Annotated in this window: 13 protein-coding genes; 8 read left to right on the plus strand and 5 right to left on the minus strand. The window is 71.4% G+C overall.

Going from position 1 to position 13,456, the window contains the following annotated elements; translation table 11 throughout:
- The first annotated feature begins 29 nt into the window (after window positions 1–29).
- Window positions 30–608: a TetR/AcrR family transcriptional regulator gene (locus ACIRVH_RS26580; protein ID WP_403957663.1), complete on the plus strand. Its 579-nt coding sequence runs from the start codon at window positions 30–32 to the stop codon at window positions 606–608.
- 37 nt (window positions 609–645) lie between these two features.
- On the opposite strand, the gene ACIRVH_RS26585 is transcribed toward ACIRVH_RS26580, so the two are convergent.
- A complete protein-coding gene (locus tag ACIRVH_RS26585; RefSeq protein ID WP_403957666.1) occupies window positions 646–1,359 on the minus strand; it encodes an ankyrin repeat domain-containing protein in 714 nt (237 codons plus the stop codon).
- 203 nt (window positions 1,360–1,562) lie between these two features.
- Between ACIRVH_RS26585 and ACIRVH_RS26590 the strand changes: the two genes are divergently transcribed.
- The 3 genes from ACIRVH_RS26590 (at window position 1,563) to ACIRVH_RS26600 (ending at window position 4,218) form a co-directional block, all read left to right on the plus strand.
- Window positions 1,563–1,916: a hypothetical protein gene (locus ACIRVH_RS26590; protein WP_403957670.1), complete on the plus strand. Its 354-nt coding sequence runs from the start codon at window positions 1,563–1,565 to the stop codon at window positions 1,914–1,916.
- Window positions 1,917–2,090: 174 nt separating this feature from the next.
- Window positions 2,091–3,659, plus strand: a complete 1,569-nt coding sequence (locus tag ACIRVH_RS26595) for an FAD-dependent monooxygenase (RefSeq protein ID WP_403957673.1) — start codon at window positions 2,091–2,093, stop codon at window positions 3,657–3,659.
- A 46-nt stretch (window positions 3,660–3,705) separates the two neighbouring features.
- Window positions 3,706–4,218, plus strand: coding sequence for a hypothetical protein (locus ACIRVH_RS26600; protein WP_403957675.1), 513 nt, complete (start codon window positions 3,706–3,708; stop codon window positions 4,216–4,218).
- A 245-nt stretch (window positions 4,219–4,463) separates the two neighbouring features.
- On the opposite strand, the gene ACIRVH_RS26605 is transcribed toward ACIRVH_RS26600, so the two are convergent.
- Together ACIRVH_RS26605 and ACIRVH_RS26610 are read right to left on the minus strand one after the other, a co-directional pair.
- Complete coding sequence (locus ACIRVH_RS26605; RefSeq protein ID WP_403957678.1) at window positions 4,464–5,114, minus strand: response regulator; 651 nt, start codon at window positions 5,112–5,114, stop codon at window positions 4,464–4,466.
- A gap of 2 nt (window positions 5,115–5,116) precedes the next feature.
- The gene (locus tag ACIRVH_RS26610; protein ID WP_403957681.1) at window positions 5,117–6,331 is read right to left on the minus strand and encodes a sensor histidine kinase; all 1,215 of its coding nucleotides are present in this window, start codon (window positions 6,329–6,331) and stop codon (window positions 5,117–5,119) included.
- Between the two features lie 178 nt (window positions 6,332–6,509).
- On the opposite strand from ACIRVH_RS26610, the gene ACIRVH_RS26615 reads away from it, so the two are divergent.
- From ACIRVH_RS26615 to ACIRVH_RS26625, 3 genes are read left to right on the plus strand one after another with little or no spacing between them, the layout of a single operon-like run.
- Window positions 6,510–7,025 (plus strand): YceI family protein, encoded by a 516-nt coding sequence (locus ACIRVH_RS26615; protein WP_403957684.1) that lies wholly within the window; start codon window positions 6,510–6,512, stop codon window positions 7,023–7,025.
- Between the two features lie 36 nt (window positions 7,026–7,061).
- Window positions 7,062–8,003, plus strand: coding sequence for an ABC transporter ATP-binding protein (locus ACIRVH_RS26620; RefSeq protein WP_403957687.1), 942 nt, complete (start codon window positions 7,062–7,064; stop codon window positions 8,001–8,003).
- The gene (locus tag ACIRVH_RS26625) at window positions 8,000–8,809 is read left to right on the plus strand and encodes an ABC transporter permease (protein WP_403957690.1); all 810 of its coding nucleotides are present in this window, start codon (window positions 8,000–8,002) and stop codon (window positions 8,807–8,809) included. Before ACIRVH_RS26620 ends, ACIRVH_RS26625 begins: the two co-directional genes overlap by 4 nt.
- A 16-nt stretch (window positions 8,810–8,825) precedes the next feature.
- Here the strand turns inward: ACIRVH_RS26625 and ACIRVH_RS26630 are convergent, their stop codons facing one another.
- Together ACIRVH_RS26630 and ACIRVH_RS26635 are read right to left on the minus strand one after the other, a co-directional pair.
- Window positions 8,826–9,320, minus strand: a complete 495-nt coding sequence (locus tag ACIRVH_RS26630; RefSeq protein WP_403957692.1) for a nucleoside deaminase — start codon at window positions 9,318–9,320, stop codon at window positions 8,826–8,828.
- An 88-nt stretch (window positions 9,321–9,408) separates the two neighbouring features.
- Window positions 9,409–9,966: a DoxX family protein gene (locus tag ACIRVH_RS26635; RefSeq protein ID WP_403957695.1), complete on the minus strand. Its 558-nt coding sequence runs from the start codon at window positions 9,964–9,966 to the stop codon at window positions 9,409–9,411.
- A 229-nt stretch (window positions 9,967–10,195) separates the two neighbouring features.
- On the opposite strand from ACIRVH_RS26635, the gene ACIRVH_RS26640 reads away from it, so the two are divergent.
- Window positions 10,196–13,420, plus strand: a complete 3,225-nt coding sequence (locus ACIRVH_RS26640; protein WP_403957698.1) for a BTAD domain-containing putative transcriptional regulator — start codon at window positions 10,196–10,198, stop codon at window positions 13,418–13,420.
- The last annotated feature ends 36 nt before the right edge of the window (window positions 13,421–13,456 follow it).

A 13,456-nucleotide genomic window follows, 5' to 3' on the forward strand; every position in this document is an offset into this window, starting at 1 on the left:
GGTTCGGCCAGAACCCTCGAGGAGGACGAGTGCCACAGAAGAAGGACGCCCCGCTGCGGTCCGACGCACAACGCAACCGTGAGCGCATCCTGGAAGTGGCACTCGTCGAGCTGACGCGCAGCGCGGACGCCCCGCTCAGCGTGATCGCCAAGAAGGCCGGCGTCGGGCAGGGCACGCTCTACCGCAACTTCCCCAACCGCGAGGCACTCGTCCTCGAGATCTACCGCCACGAGATGCGGCAGGTCGCCGACAGCGCGGCTCAGTTGCTCGACACCCGGGCGCCCGAACAGGCCCTGCGTGCCTGGATGGACCGGCTCGCCGAGTTCGCCATGACCAAGGCCGGCCTGGCCGACGCGATCCGTCAGGCCACCAGCGCACCGGGAAGCCCGGCGAAGCCGGCCCACACGCCGGTGACCTCCGCGGCGGAACTCCTGCTCCGCGCCAACGAGAAGGCCGGCACCATCCGCCCCGGAGTCACCGCGGAGGACTTCTTCCTCGCCATCTCGGGTCTGTGGCAACTCGACCCGCACGAAGACTGGCAGCCACGCGCCACCTGGCTCCTCGACCTCGTCCTGGACGGCCTGCGGGCAGGGGCGCCCGGCCGGTGAGAGACGCACCGCCCGCGGTCGTCCGGCCGGGGCGATGTCAGGCGAGGTCCTCGGCCGACATCGCTCCCTGCTCCCGCAGCCAGGCGACCAGGGTGGGGTGGCCGGATCTGTCGGCGGCGTCGAGTGCGGTCAGCCCGTCGTGGCCGATCCAGTCGACGTCGCCGCCGTGCTCCAACAGGTGGGCGGCGATCGGCTGTTGTCCACCGTGGCAGGCGCACCACAGCGCGTTGGTGATCTCCTCGCGGCTCGGCGGCCCGGCCTGGGGCGGGAAACAGGCGGCGACGCGGTCGGCTTCACCGAGGGCGGCGGCCTGCCACAGGCTGGTGCGGGCGCCGCGGTCCATCAGGCGCCGCGCGGCGTTCCACTGGCCGAAGGCGACCGCGTCGGCGATCGGGGTGCCGCCGCCGATGACCCCGCCGTCGGCTTCGATGTCTGCGCCAAGATCGAGCAGGGCGTCCAGGACGGGAACGTCGTCGTTGCCGGCCGCCCAGTGCAGCGGCGTCTCGCGGTGCGGGCCGGTGAAGCGTGCGTTCACGTCGGCTCCCGCCTCGACCAGGGCGGAGACGGTGTGCGGGCCGCGCGGGTGGTGGCCGGGCCAGTCCGTGGCGATGTGCAAGAGCGTGCGGGCGGTCTTCGTGTCGCCCAGCCGGGCTGTGGCCAGGCCCGGATGGGCGGCGAGCAGGTCCTGCAGTGCGGGTACGTCGCCTGCGTGGATCGCCGCGACGGCGGCGAGAGCCTGCGGTGCGGTCATGTCGAGCAGCATCGGGCCACCTCCGAGTTCACCACCTGGGTAGCACGAGCCCATGACAACCGGGGCGCCGACCGGGGTGCCGACCGGGGGCGCGTCCGTACGGGTGACAGCGGAACGCTTCTGCTCCGAGGGTCCGCATGCGAGGTGCTCGTGGGGAGCAGGGCTGCAGATGACCTTGGTCGTCCTCACGAAACGAGAACTCTGTGCGTCTCCGGAACTCCGTCGCCGCCGTCTGCGGTGCCATGGCCCTCACCGCCGTCCTGGCCACGCCCGCCCAGGCCGCCACCGGCGACTTCGGCTACCAGTTCGTCGGCCTGAACGGCCGGCCCCAGGCGGCCGCCCTGCACGACCCGCCCAGCGACGAGTGCGTCACTCTGCCCGAAGTCGCCGACCCGGGCGCCTCCGAGCCCGCCTTCGCCCCGCACAACGACACCGACGAGTTCGCCATCGTCTTCACCGAGCCCGACTGCTCGGGCGACTCCTGGACCCTCCGTCCCCACGGCAACCCGGCCACGGCCCGCCTGAAGCTCCGCTCGGTGGTCTTCCTCAGGCCCTGACCCGCTCGACCAGGGCCCCCGCCTGCGGGGCCCTCCCCCATGCATCCCGCATTGCGGCCCGCCGCCGGGTGCGGATCATTGATCTCATGACGGCTCAGCCCGAAATCCCGAGACGGCATCGCCGACGGACACCGAGGGCCCCGGCAGTTCCGAGGTGAGCAGGAGGAGCTCGACATGGCCGTGGCGAACGCCGAGGTGGAGGTACTGATCGTCGGCGGCGGTCCGGTCGGGCTCGCCGCCCGAGCGCTGCTGGAGCGCTGGGGCGTGCGGGTACTGCTGGTCGAGAAGCACGCCGCGCTGTCACCGTTTCCGCGGTCCCGGCTGGTCAACGTGCGCTCGATGGAGATCTTTCGCCAGCTGGGGCTCGCCGACAGGATCACGGCCGACGCGTTCGCACCGAAGTACGGCCGCGTCCGCTTCCGAGACACCCTGCACGGCCGGGACTTCTCCACGGCGGCGATGGTCGGCGTCAACGCGCCGGTTCCCGAAAGCCCCGTGATCGGCGTGGTCACCTCGCAGGACCGCCTGGAACCCACGCTGCTCGCCGCGGCAGACACGGAAGTGCGGTTCGGCGTCGAACTAGTCGATCTGACCGAGGAAGCCGAGAGCGTCGTGGCCCTGCTCGCCGACCACCGACGCGGCGAGGAGACGCGCGTCCGCGCCCGTTACGTACTGGCCGCCGACGGCGCCGGCTCCACCGTCCGGTCACTGCTCGGGATCGGCACCGAGGGCCCCGGAGCACTGGGCGGCTTCACCACCGTCGTGTTCGACGCCGACCTCGGCCGCTGGTGCGCGCACCAGCCCGCCGGGGTCTACTTCACCCCGCACGGCTCCTTCGCCCCGCTCTACCCCGAAGGAGGCTGGGCCTGGTTCGGTGCCACACCCGAACACACCAGGGAGGCCGACTGGCCAGACGTCGTCGCACGCGCCCTCGGCCCCGGAGCGGACGTGGAAGCCGAGGTGGTACGGGTCCAGCACTGGGTGATGAACGCGTTCGTCGCCCAGCGCTTCCTGCACGGCCGGATCCTGCTGGCCGGCGACGCCGCGCACGCACTGCCCATCATCGGCGGCCTGGGCATGAACACCGGCCTCGCCGCCGTGCACAACCTGTGCTGGAAACTGGCGGGCGTGCTCCACGGCTGGGCCGAACCCAACCTGCTGGACACCTACGAGAAGGAACGCCACCCCGTCGCCCTCCGGACGCTCAGCCAGGCGGTGGCCAACACCAAGCTCATGGTCCACGTACTGACCAGGCGCCGCGACCAGTTCGCCACCGGCGAGCCGACGTCGTCCGAGATCGAACTCCCCTGGTCGGACCGGTTCTTCGCCCAACTGGGTCTCGTGCTCGGCGTCACCTACGACTCCGCGGCCGTCCTCACGGGCAACAGCACCGCACCCGAACTGTCCGACGGAGACACGGACTACGTTCCCACCGCAGAGCCGGGTCATCGCATGCCCCACTTCTGGCTCACACCCGGCCGCTCCACGCTCGACGCCTTCGGCGAGTGGTTCACCCTGCTCACCCCGGACCCCACCCACTGGGCCCACCGAACCGACGCACGGTGGCCACTGCGCATCGAGCACCTTCCGAAGGAGCACGCCGACCTCTGCGGCATCCGCCCGCAGGGAGCGCTCCTCGTCCGACCCGACGGTCACATCGGCGCCCGCTGGCAGGACCGCCCGTCGACCGACGGCACCCTCCAGCACGCGCTCGCCTCGATCACCCGCTCGGCACCCTTCTGACAACGGACCCTCGCCTGTCCACTCAGGGCTTCAGTAGCCTCACACCATGGTCTCGGACACGGTCGTCGTGGGCGTTCTCACCTTCATGGGCACCGGGTTGGCCACGGGAGCCGGACTGTGGCAATGGCAGCGAGCGCAGGCCCGTGAGGCACGGGCGAACTTCCGCGCTCAGCGAGTGGAGGCTCTGCGGGAGGTATGGGAGGCGTTGTCCGAGCTCGAGGCGGCCCAGCGTACGTCCATGCGGCACCGGGATCCTGCCATCGCAACGGATGCGCACAGCCGTCTGACGCAGGTCAACCTCCTCCTTCTCCGCCGCTCCCCGTTCCTCCGGCCCGACGAACAGGAATGGGCTCAGGCCTTCGCCCAGCACGTGGCAGAAATCGACACCTTGGTGCGGGCGGGGCTGCAGGACAGCACACCCGATGACGACTGGTGGGCAACGACCAGGCCCATACCGCCCTCCTCGCATGTCGCAGCCCGCGCCGCACACGAACTTGGGCTCCTGCGAACCAAGTTGGGTGGACGTTACGCCGCGGTCGTGCGAGGGGACGGTGACTGAATCGCGGATCGGCATCCTCCGGCGGCACAAGCACTCCGCCGATCTTCGCTTGCGCACCAGCGCCACTCGGGTCAACGTCGCCTGGCACCCTGACGAAGGCAGAGAAGAATGACCACGCCGGCCCACCCCACTGGAGCCGGGGGCGCGGGAGGCAGTCGTTGCCCTTCAGGCCGGCCAGGACGTGCCGACGCTCGCGGCCTGCGGTCGGAGGTCGGTGACCGACCCAGTACGGGCCGCCCTCGGCATCAGGCGTCGGTGATCCCCGCGTCGTGGGCGAGAAGGCCGGCCTGGGTGCGGTTGACGCAGCCCAGTTTGTCCAGCATCCGCGAGACATAGCCCTTGATCGTGGCCTCGGAGAGGTACAGTCGCGCCGCGATCTGCGCGTTCGACAAGCCCTCGCCCACACCGGCCAGCACCTGGACCTCCCGCTCGGTCAGCGAGTCGACCAGTTCGCGGGCGCGGTCGCGGGCCGAGAGTTTGTCCGTCGAGGCGGCGATGAGCCGGCGGGCGGCGGAGGGCGACAGGACGGTGTGCCCCTGGGCGGCGGTCCGCACGAGGCCTATCAGCTCCTCCGGCGGGGTGGACTTGACCAGGAAGCCGGTCGCCCCGGCCCGCAGCGCCCGCAGCACGTACTGGTCGGCGTCGAAGGTGGTCAGCACCACGATGTTCGGCGGGTCGGCCAACTCGTTGATGCGCTCGATCGCGGTCAGCCCGTCCATGCCCGGCATGCGCAGGTCCATCAGGATGACGTCAGGGCGGCTGCGCCGGACCGCCTCGATACCGGCCGCGCCGTCGTGCGCCTCGTCGACGACCTCGATGTCCGGGGCCGAGCCGAGGATGGTGCGCAGGAAACCGCACACCATCGGCTCGTCGTCGACCACCACTACCCGGGCCATGCTCACCTCTCCGATTTCGCGGTCGGGACGAACGCGGGCAGCGTCGCCTCGACGCTGAACCCGCCGTCGGAACAGGGTTCGGCACGCAATGTGCCGTGCACAAGCTCGATGCGCTGCCGTAGTTGGGCGATGCCGAGACCGGAGCCGGTGTCGGCGAGGGCACTGCGGGGGCCGCCGGACGGTGGCGTGTTGTGGACCGTCAGCTGCAACTGTGCGTTGCCGTACTCCACGCGCACGCTCACGCGGGCGCCGGGAGCATGCTTGCGTACGTTGGTCAGCGCCTCGCGCAGCACGCGGTAGGCGGTGCGCCCGACCACCGGTGAGGCCAGCGCCGGGTCGCCCTTCTCGATCAGCTCGGTCGGTATCCCCACCGCCACGGACTCGGCGACCAGGTCGGCGAAGCCAGCCACGGAGGGGGTCTGGTCGCCCTCCGGCGCGGTGCGCAGAATGCCCACCAGGTCCCGCAGTTCCTCCAGCGCCTGGCAGCCCGCGGCGCGCAGATCCTCCGCCGCTCGCCGGGTGGGCTCGTCCGTCGCCGTCACCTTCAGGGCACCGGCCTGCAGCACCATCAGGCTCACTCGGTGGGTGACCACGTCATGCATCTCACCGGCGAGCCGAGCGCGTTCGTCGGCGCGGGCCTGCTCGGCCAGCAGATGACGCTCCCGTTCGGCGCGCTCGGCGCGCTCGACCAGCGCGTGCATCAGCCTGCGGCGGGTGTCGAAGTAGAGCGCCAGCAGCGGCCCGACCGCGATACGCAGCAGCCCGATCGTCATGTTCGAGACGGACGGCTCCCAGGGCCGCATGACGACGAGAGTGAACGCGGCGAGCGCCAAGTACGCGGTCCGGCGGTTCCGTTGGTAGAAGAGCGGACCGTAGGCGGCCGGCATGGTGGAGAGGGGCGCCCACACCTGACCCTCGTGAGCCGGTGTGAGCACGCCCGCCGGTGAGATGAGCAGCGTCACCACGAGCGTGAACGCGCCCAGCACGCCGACGACGGTCAGCGGGGCCGTGCGGCGGACCGTGAGCGAGGCGCAGGCGAGCGCCTGCACACCCAGCATCACCCAGGCGAGTGTGCCCGGGTGGGCGGGCCACCAGGTGGCACCGGTCAGTGTCAGGCCGGTGTCGAGCAGCACGAAGGCGGCCGCGATCATCACGTCCACGGCGAGCCGGTGCCGGCGCCGCCATGGTGCGTCACAGGCCCCCCGGTCGTCGGTCATGAAGCTCACCGTAGGCCATCCGTCTCGCGCACCCGCCCCGGCCGCCGGCACTGAATACCTCCGCCTCGGCGGGACCCTACGAAAGTCTTATGCCTGACTCCGTGAGCAAGCCTTCGTCGGGTGAGGAACCAACCGCTCGCCCTGCCGCGCCGTATGCCCAACGCCGTGGAATGGAGGCATGGATACGACAGGCAACACCGTCACGACAACGCCCTGGCCCGGTCGCTACACGATCGACACAGACCGTTCCTCCCTCTCGTTCAAGAGCAGACACGTCTTCGGCCTCCTCCCGGTGAGCGGCACGTTCGCGATCCGAGGCGGCACCATCAATGTGGCCGAGCCGCTTTCCGAGTCACGTCTGCACGCAGAGGTCGACGCGCCGAGCTTCCGCACGGGCAACGCCCAACGGGACGACGCCGTACGGTCGGCGAAGTTCCTGGACACCGACCGGCACCCGCTGATCACGTTCACCTCCGACCGAGTGGACACCACGGCTGTCTCCGGAACGCTGACCGTGTGCGGAGTCTCCCGGCCGACCAGCCTTTCGCTCGTGCACTCCGAGGTGCTCGCGGATGCCTTCACCGTGCGTGCCACCACACGGGTCGACCGCACCGAGTTCGGTGTGACGGCGGCCCGTGGCATGGCCGGACTCCATCTCGACCTGACGTTGGAGATCCGTTGCGTCCGCAGCTGACACTCGCGGCCCTGCGGCCGGCGATCGGAGGCGGCCGTGACTGACGCGGTCGTGGTGGAGGACCTGCACAAGCGGTACGGCACGGTGTGGGCGGTGCGCGGGGTGAGCTTCTCCGTCGAGCACGGGGAGATCTTCGCGCTGCTCGGCCGCAACGGGGCGGGAAAGACCACCACTTTGGAGATCCTGGAGGGGTTTCGGGGCCGCGACTTGGGACGGGTCGACGTGCTCGGCCTGGACCCGGGTGCGAAGGCCACCGAGCGCACCCTGCGCGAGCGGATCGGGCTGGTGCTGCAGGACATCGCGGTCGAGCCCTATCTCACCGTACGGGAGACGGTCGCCCGCAACGCCGGCTACTACCCCGCGCCCCGGGGCGTCGACGAGGTGATCGGCCTGGTCGGTCTCGCCGGGCTGGAGAAGAAGAAGGTCCGGTCGCTCTCCGGCGGCCAGAAGCGCCGACTGGATCTCGCGCTGGGCCTGATCGGTAACCCCAGCCTGCTCTTCCTCGACGAGCCGACGACCGGATTCGATCCGAACGCCCGTCGGAACGCCTGGCAGTTGATACGGGACCTGCGCGACGCGGGAACCACGGTTCTGCTCACCACCCACTACATGGAAGAGGCCCAGGGTCTGGCCGATCGGGTGGCGGTGATCGCCGACGGCCGGATCGTGGCCGAGGGCACCCCCGCGACCCTCGGCGGACGTGACACCGCACGGGCGCGGATCCGCTTCGCGCTGCCGCCCGGAAACACGGTCGCCGATCTGCCCGTTCCCGCCACGCCCGGCCAGGACGGCCTGGTCTCCGTCGAGTCGCCGGAGCCGACGGAGACGCTGTACCGGCTCACCGACTGGGCGCTGCGCCGTGACACCGTGCTCGCCGGGCTGACGGTCGACCGGCCGAGCCTGGAGGAGGTCTACCTGCACCTGACCGACCAGAACAACGGCGCGCCGGAACACGCGCTGGAAAGGAGCCCAGGGTGAGCATCACCGCTTCCCGCGCCACGGCCGGGCATACGCCGAGCCGGAACCGTGGCCTGCGCCTGCTGTGGCATCAGATCCGGTACGAGCAGCTCTCGTTCTGGCGCAATCCGCAGAGCGCGTTCTTCACGTTCGTCTTCCCGGTCGTGGTCATGGCGGTCTTCGGCGGACTGTTCGGCGGCATCGGGAAGAGCGAGTTCTATTACGGGCGATCCGCGCTCCAGTACTACGTGTCCACGATCGCGGCGGTGTCCGTACTGGGCTCCTGTTACAGCCAGTTGGCGATCGTGCTCGCCATGCGGCGGCAGAGCGGGATACTGAAGCGGGTCCGGGCCACCCCCCTGTCCGCATCCGGGTACTTCGCGGGTCTGGTGGCGCACTGCGTCCTGGTGAGCGTGGTCGACGTCCTGCTCATCACGGCGGTCGGCAGGCTGTACGGTGTCCCGCTGCCCGCCGTCTCGCAGTGGCCCACGCTCGCGGTGTCCCTGGTGCTCGGCGCGGCCGCCTTCTGCGCCCTCGGAGTCGCGGTGGCCTCGCTGATCCGCAACGCGGAGGCGGCGCCGTCGGTCGTACAACTGGTGCTGTTCCCGCTCGTATTCATCTCGGGCACGTACATGCCGATCCACTCCGCGCTGCTCAACGGCATCGCCGGTGCGCTGCCGGTGAAGCCGTTCAACGACGCCCTGCTCCGCGCCTTCACCACGGACCACGCAGGCCTCCCGTGGCGGGACCACGCCGTCCTGCTGCTGTGGGGGGTGGCCGGCGCGGCGGTGGCCGTCCGACGGTTCCGCTGGGATGCACGTAGATGAGGGGGAACCGCTTCCCCTACCCCCAATACCCGGCGTGCACCGCTGCCGCCTCCTCGTACAGGTACGGCCCGGACGCCTCCACCGTGTTCCCACCCGACTCGAAGACTTGGCGGCACGGCAGGTCGAGCAGTGGTTCGTTGGGGTCCGCTCCCGCGAGGGCGTTCAGCTCCGTGGCCGAGAGCGCGTACACCACTCGGCGGATGCCGCTCCAGTAGACGGCGCCGGAGCACATCGCACACGGTTCGGTGCTGGCGTACATCGTGGCCTCGATGAGCTGATCCGGCTCCAGCGTGCGCGAGGCCAACCGCACCAGGTTGATCTCCGCGTGACCGGTGACGTCGCGTTCCGTCAGCACCGTGTTCTCGGCCGTGAGCAGGACGCTTCCCGCGGAGTCGGTCAGCAGCGCGCCGAACGGATGGTTTCCGTGCTTCCGCGCGCCGGCCGCGAGCTCGATGGCGGCCAGCAGGTGAGCTCGGTCAAGATCGGTCGGCTCGTTCGGTGATGGCTGCATGGCGCGCTCCTCAGGCGGTCGAAGATTGGAGGAAGGTAATACGTATGACGCTCGCTCCACCAGAGTCTCGCTTCCCTGTCGAGGTCATCTAAAGAATCAGCGTGATCACAGCGGCAGCCCCGCCCAGGCCGAGGGCGAACGCCGCCTCGCCCCAGCCGCCCGTGCCCCAGCGGAAGAAGCGGTCCAGGGCGAGGCGGCCCGGGCCGATGGCCGCGACGGCGATGGCGACCACGGTGATGCAGACGCTGTACTCCACGCCGCCGTCCGTGTCCCACAGGCCGTGCGCGCCGGTGACCGTGACCATGGCATTGATCATCGTGCCGATGAGGGCGGCGGCCGCGAGTGGAGTGAACAGTCCGAGGGCCAGGCCGAGCCCACCGAGGCACTCGGACAGACCTCCGATCGCGGCGAACAGCTTTCCCGGTCGGTAACCGAGGCTCGCGAAGGCCCGGCCGGTGGCCGTCAGGCCGTTCCCGCCGAAGATCCCGAACAGTTTCTGCGCGCCGTGCGCGGCCATCAGCAGTCCGAAGGTCAGTCGGACCAGCAGCAGGCCCCAGTCGGCGGCGGTGGCGACGGGCGCACCGGCGGCGTGCGCTCCTGATCCTTCAGAACTCGAAAGACGTCGCAACAGGTGTTTCGTATCCATGTCAAGGCTCCGGTAACAGCGCCGGAACGGGCTTACCCCCAGCTCGGACGGGCACCGAGACACCGGTCGGTGGTGAGCCCCGCACTGCGTCGCGGAGCGTGGACCACCCCGGCCGATCCTTCTATGCCGATCCTTCCGCCGCGCACATGGTCATGCATCCGGGCGGGGGCAGGATTCGGCCCGCAGGTCCGCGATGCGGTCGGGCGGTAGCCTGCTCGTGAGGGCAGCCATGGCCGATGAGGTACACATCCGGCTCCTCGGTGGTTTCGCCGTTGCGGTCGGGGACCGCCCGGTCGCCGCCGGGGCGTGGCGGCTGCGCAAGGCCCGGAGTCTGCTGAAACTGCTGTGTCTGTCACCGGGCCATCGGATGCACCGGGAACGGCTCTACGACCTCCTGTGGCCGGCCCTCGACGGGGCGTCCGCGGCGAACAACCTGCACCAGGTGCTGCACGCCGTGCGGCGCGCCCTGGCCTCCACAGGAGCGCCGGGAGACGTGCTCGTCCTCCGTGACGACATGGTGGTGCTCGCACCCGACGGCGGTGTGCGGATCGACCTCGACTCGTTCGAGCAGGCGGCCCGGCGGGCCTCGGACGGCGGCGGCGCCGCGGACTACCGTGCCGCGCTCACCCTGGCCGATGCCGGGCTGCTGCCCGAGGACCGGTACGAGCCCTGGGCGGCCGAGGCGGCCGAGGCACTGGAGGGGCGGCGTACGGCGCTCCGGCTGGGGCTCGGCGAGGCGCTGGAGCAAGATCACCACACGGCCGAGGCCCTCGACGTACTGAGGTCCCTGATCGCGCAGGACCCGCTGCACGAGCCCGGTCACCGGGCGCTGATGCGGGTCCTGGCCGACGCCGGTCGACGCCGCGAGGCGCTGGCCGACTTCGAGCAGCTGCGGGACGCACTCCGCGACGAGACCGGCGCCGACCCCGACCCGCAGACACGCCGTCTCTACCGTGAGCTGCTGGCCGACTCGGTCGAGGCACGGGAGCAGCGGCCGACGACGCCACGGCACCGTCTGCCGGCGCCGGCGACGGCCCTCATCGGGCGGGAACGCGAGATGGCCGAGGTGGAGAAGCTGCTCGGGCGGGGCAGGCTGTTGACCCTCACCGGGGCCGGTGGCTGCGGCAAGACCCGGCTGGCGCTCGCCGTGGCGGCTCGTCGGGGCGACGACTTCCGGGACGGGGCATGGTTCGTGGACCTCGCCGGGCTTGCGGAACCGCACCTTGTGCCCGAGGCGGTCGCCGCTGCCCTGGGACTGCAGCTGCCGCCGTCCGGCGGCGGCCGGGAGGCGCTGATCGCACAGCTCGGCGGCCGCGAGATGCTGCTGGTGCTGGACAACTGCGAGCACCTGATCGACGCGTGTGCCGCCCTGGCCTCGGAGGTCCTGGCCCGCTGCCCCGGCATGCTCGTGCTCGCGACCAGCCGTGAACCGCTGCGCAGCTACGGGGAACGTACCTTCCGGGTGCCCTCCCTCGGGCTGCCGGACCCCCGCCGACTCCCGTCCGTGGAGGAGCTGGGCCGCTTCGCCTCGGTACGGCTGTTCGTCGAGCGGGCCGGCGACGCGGACCCCGGGTTCCGGTTGACCCCGGGCAACGCGGAGGCCGTCGCGCAGATCTGTTTCCGGCTCGACGGCATGCCCCTGGCCCTGGAGCTCGCGGCGGCTCGGGTGCCCGTACTGGCCCCGCGTCAGATAGCCGAACGGCTCGACGACGCCCTGGCCCTCCTCGGCCGGGGAAGCCGGCGCGGCGCGACCCGCCAGGAGACGTTGCTGGCCACCCTGGAGTGGAGCCACCGGCTGCTCGACGAGGAGGAACGGCGCCTGTTCCGCCGGCTGGCGGTCTTCGCGGACGGGTTCTCCCTCGCCGCGGCCGAGGAGGTGTGCGCGGACGGTGCGCGGGACACCTCGGTGCTGGATCTCCTCGGCCGGCTGGCCGACAAGTCCCTGGTGTGGGCGGAGCCCCGGCAGGACGAGGTCCGCTACCGGCTGCTGGAGACGATCCGGCAGTACGCCGCCGAGCGGCTGCGGGCCGCCGGGGAACTGGCCGCCACCGAGGCCAGGCATCGCCGGTTCTACCTGGAGCTCGCCGAGGCGCGGGACCGCGAGCCGCCCACCGGCATCTGCGGAGCGACCTCGCTGGAACTGGAGGCCGACTACGGCAATCTCCGGGCCGCCCTGCGCTCTTTCCTGCGCCACGAACCGGACAGTGCGCTCCGGCTGGCCGTGGCCCTGCGCTCGTTCTGGCCCGAACGGGGACGCCTCGCCGAGGGCCGCCGCTGGCTGGAGGACTCCCTGGCCGCCGCACCGGATCCCACCCTCGCGCGGGCGAGAGCGCTGATGGGGCGCGCCGTGCTGGCGATCCGCCTCGGTGACGGCTCACCGCTTGAGGACATCGGCGAGCAGATCGTGGGCATCCACCAGCTGCGTGCGGACCCGGCGGCGCTGGCGTACGCCCACTGTCAGCAGGCGATCCTGCTGTGGATGCGGGGTACGTGGGACCGCGCCCGCACCGCCCTCGACCTGGCCCGCACCCTCGCCCACGATGTGGGAGACCTCTCGGTCCTCGCCGCCGCCGCGCACCTGGAGGGCGTGTGGGCCGTCTGCCGGGGCGAGGGCTCGGTGGCGCGCGAGGCCTGCGCCGAGTGTCTCCGGCTGCTGGATGACGTCCCGGGCGGGCGCGGGCCTTTCTTCCCGGTCATGACACCGGGTTACGTGGTCGAGGACGACGAGTCGGGGCAGGTGTCGCTGTTCTACGAGGAGACGGTGCTCGTCGGCCGTACGGTCGGCCCCGCCCGGGCACGCGGCTACGCCCTGGCGACTCTCGCATGTGCGAGCCGCCGCGACGGCGACACCGGCGCCGCTGTCGCGGCGGCCGAACACAGTGTCGACTGCTTCCGCGCGCTCGACGACCCGCACGGTGAGTCCCTGGCCCTCAACACCCTCGGCAACATCCACCGGAGTCAGGGCGGCCACGACGCGGCACGGAAGCACCTCGAGACGGCTCTGGAGATCCGGCGCCGGCTCGGCGACCGCCGGGCGGAGGGCATCACCCTCGGTTGCCTGGGCCTGCTCCACCTGGCCGCCGGGGACACGGACCGGGCGCAAGCGACTCTCTGCGATGTCCTCGCGGGCTTCGAGGAGACCGACGACATCCCGGGCACCACCAACAGCCTGCTCCACCTGGGGCTCGTGGCCAGGGCCGCGGACGACTCGGCGCGAGCCCTCACCCTGCTGACCCGCGCCCAGCGCCTGGAACACGTCGCCGGGTCGACCTGCACCGTCGGGTGGGTCGCCCTCATGCTGGCCCGGCTGCTGTGGGAGGCGGGCGACCGCGTGGCGGCCCAGGCGGCGGCAGCCCGGGCCGGTGTTCTCTTCGCCGACCTGGGCGACACGCACGGCCAGGCCGTCCTGCGGCGCACGCGGCCCTGGTCGCCGTCCGGTCAAAGCGGCTGCTGAGTGGATGCTAAGAGGAGCTGCCTACGGTCCTGAGTG

Source organism: Streptomyces sp. NPDC101165 (assembly GCF_044768135.1).
Taxonomy (GTDB): Bacteria; Actinomycetota; Actinomycetes; order Streptomycetales; family Streptomycetaceae; genus Streptomyces.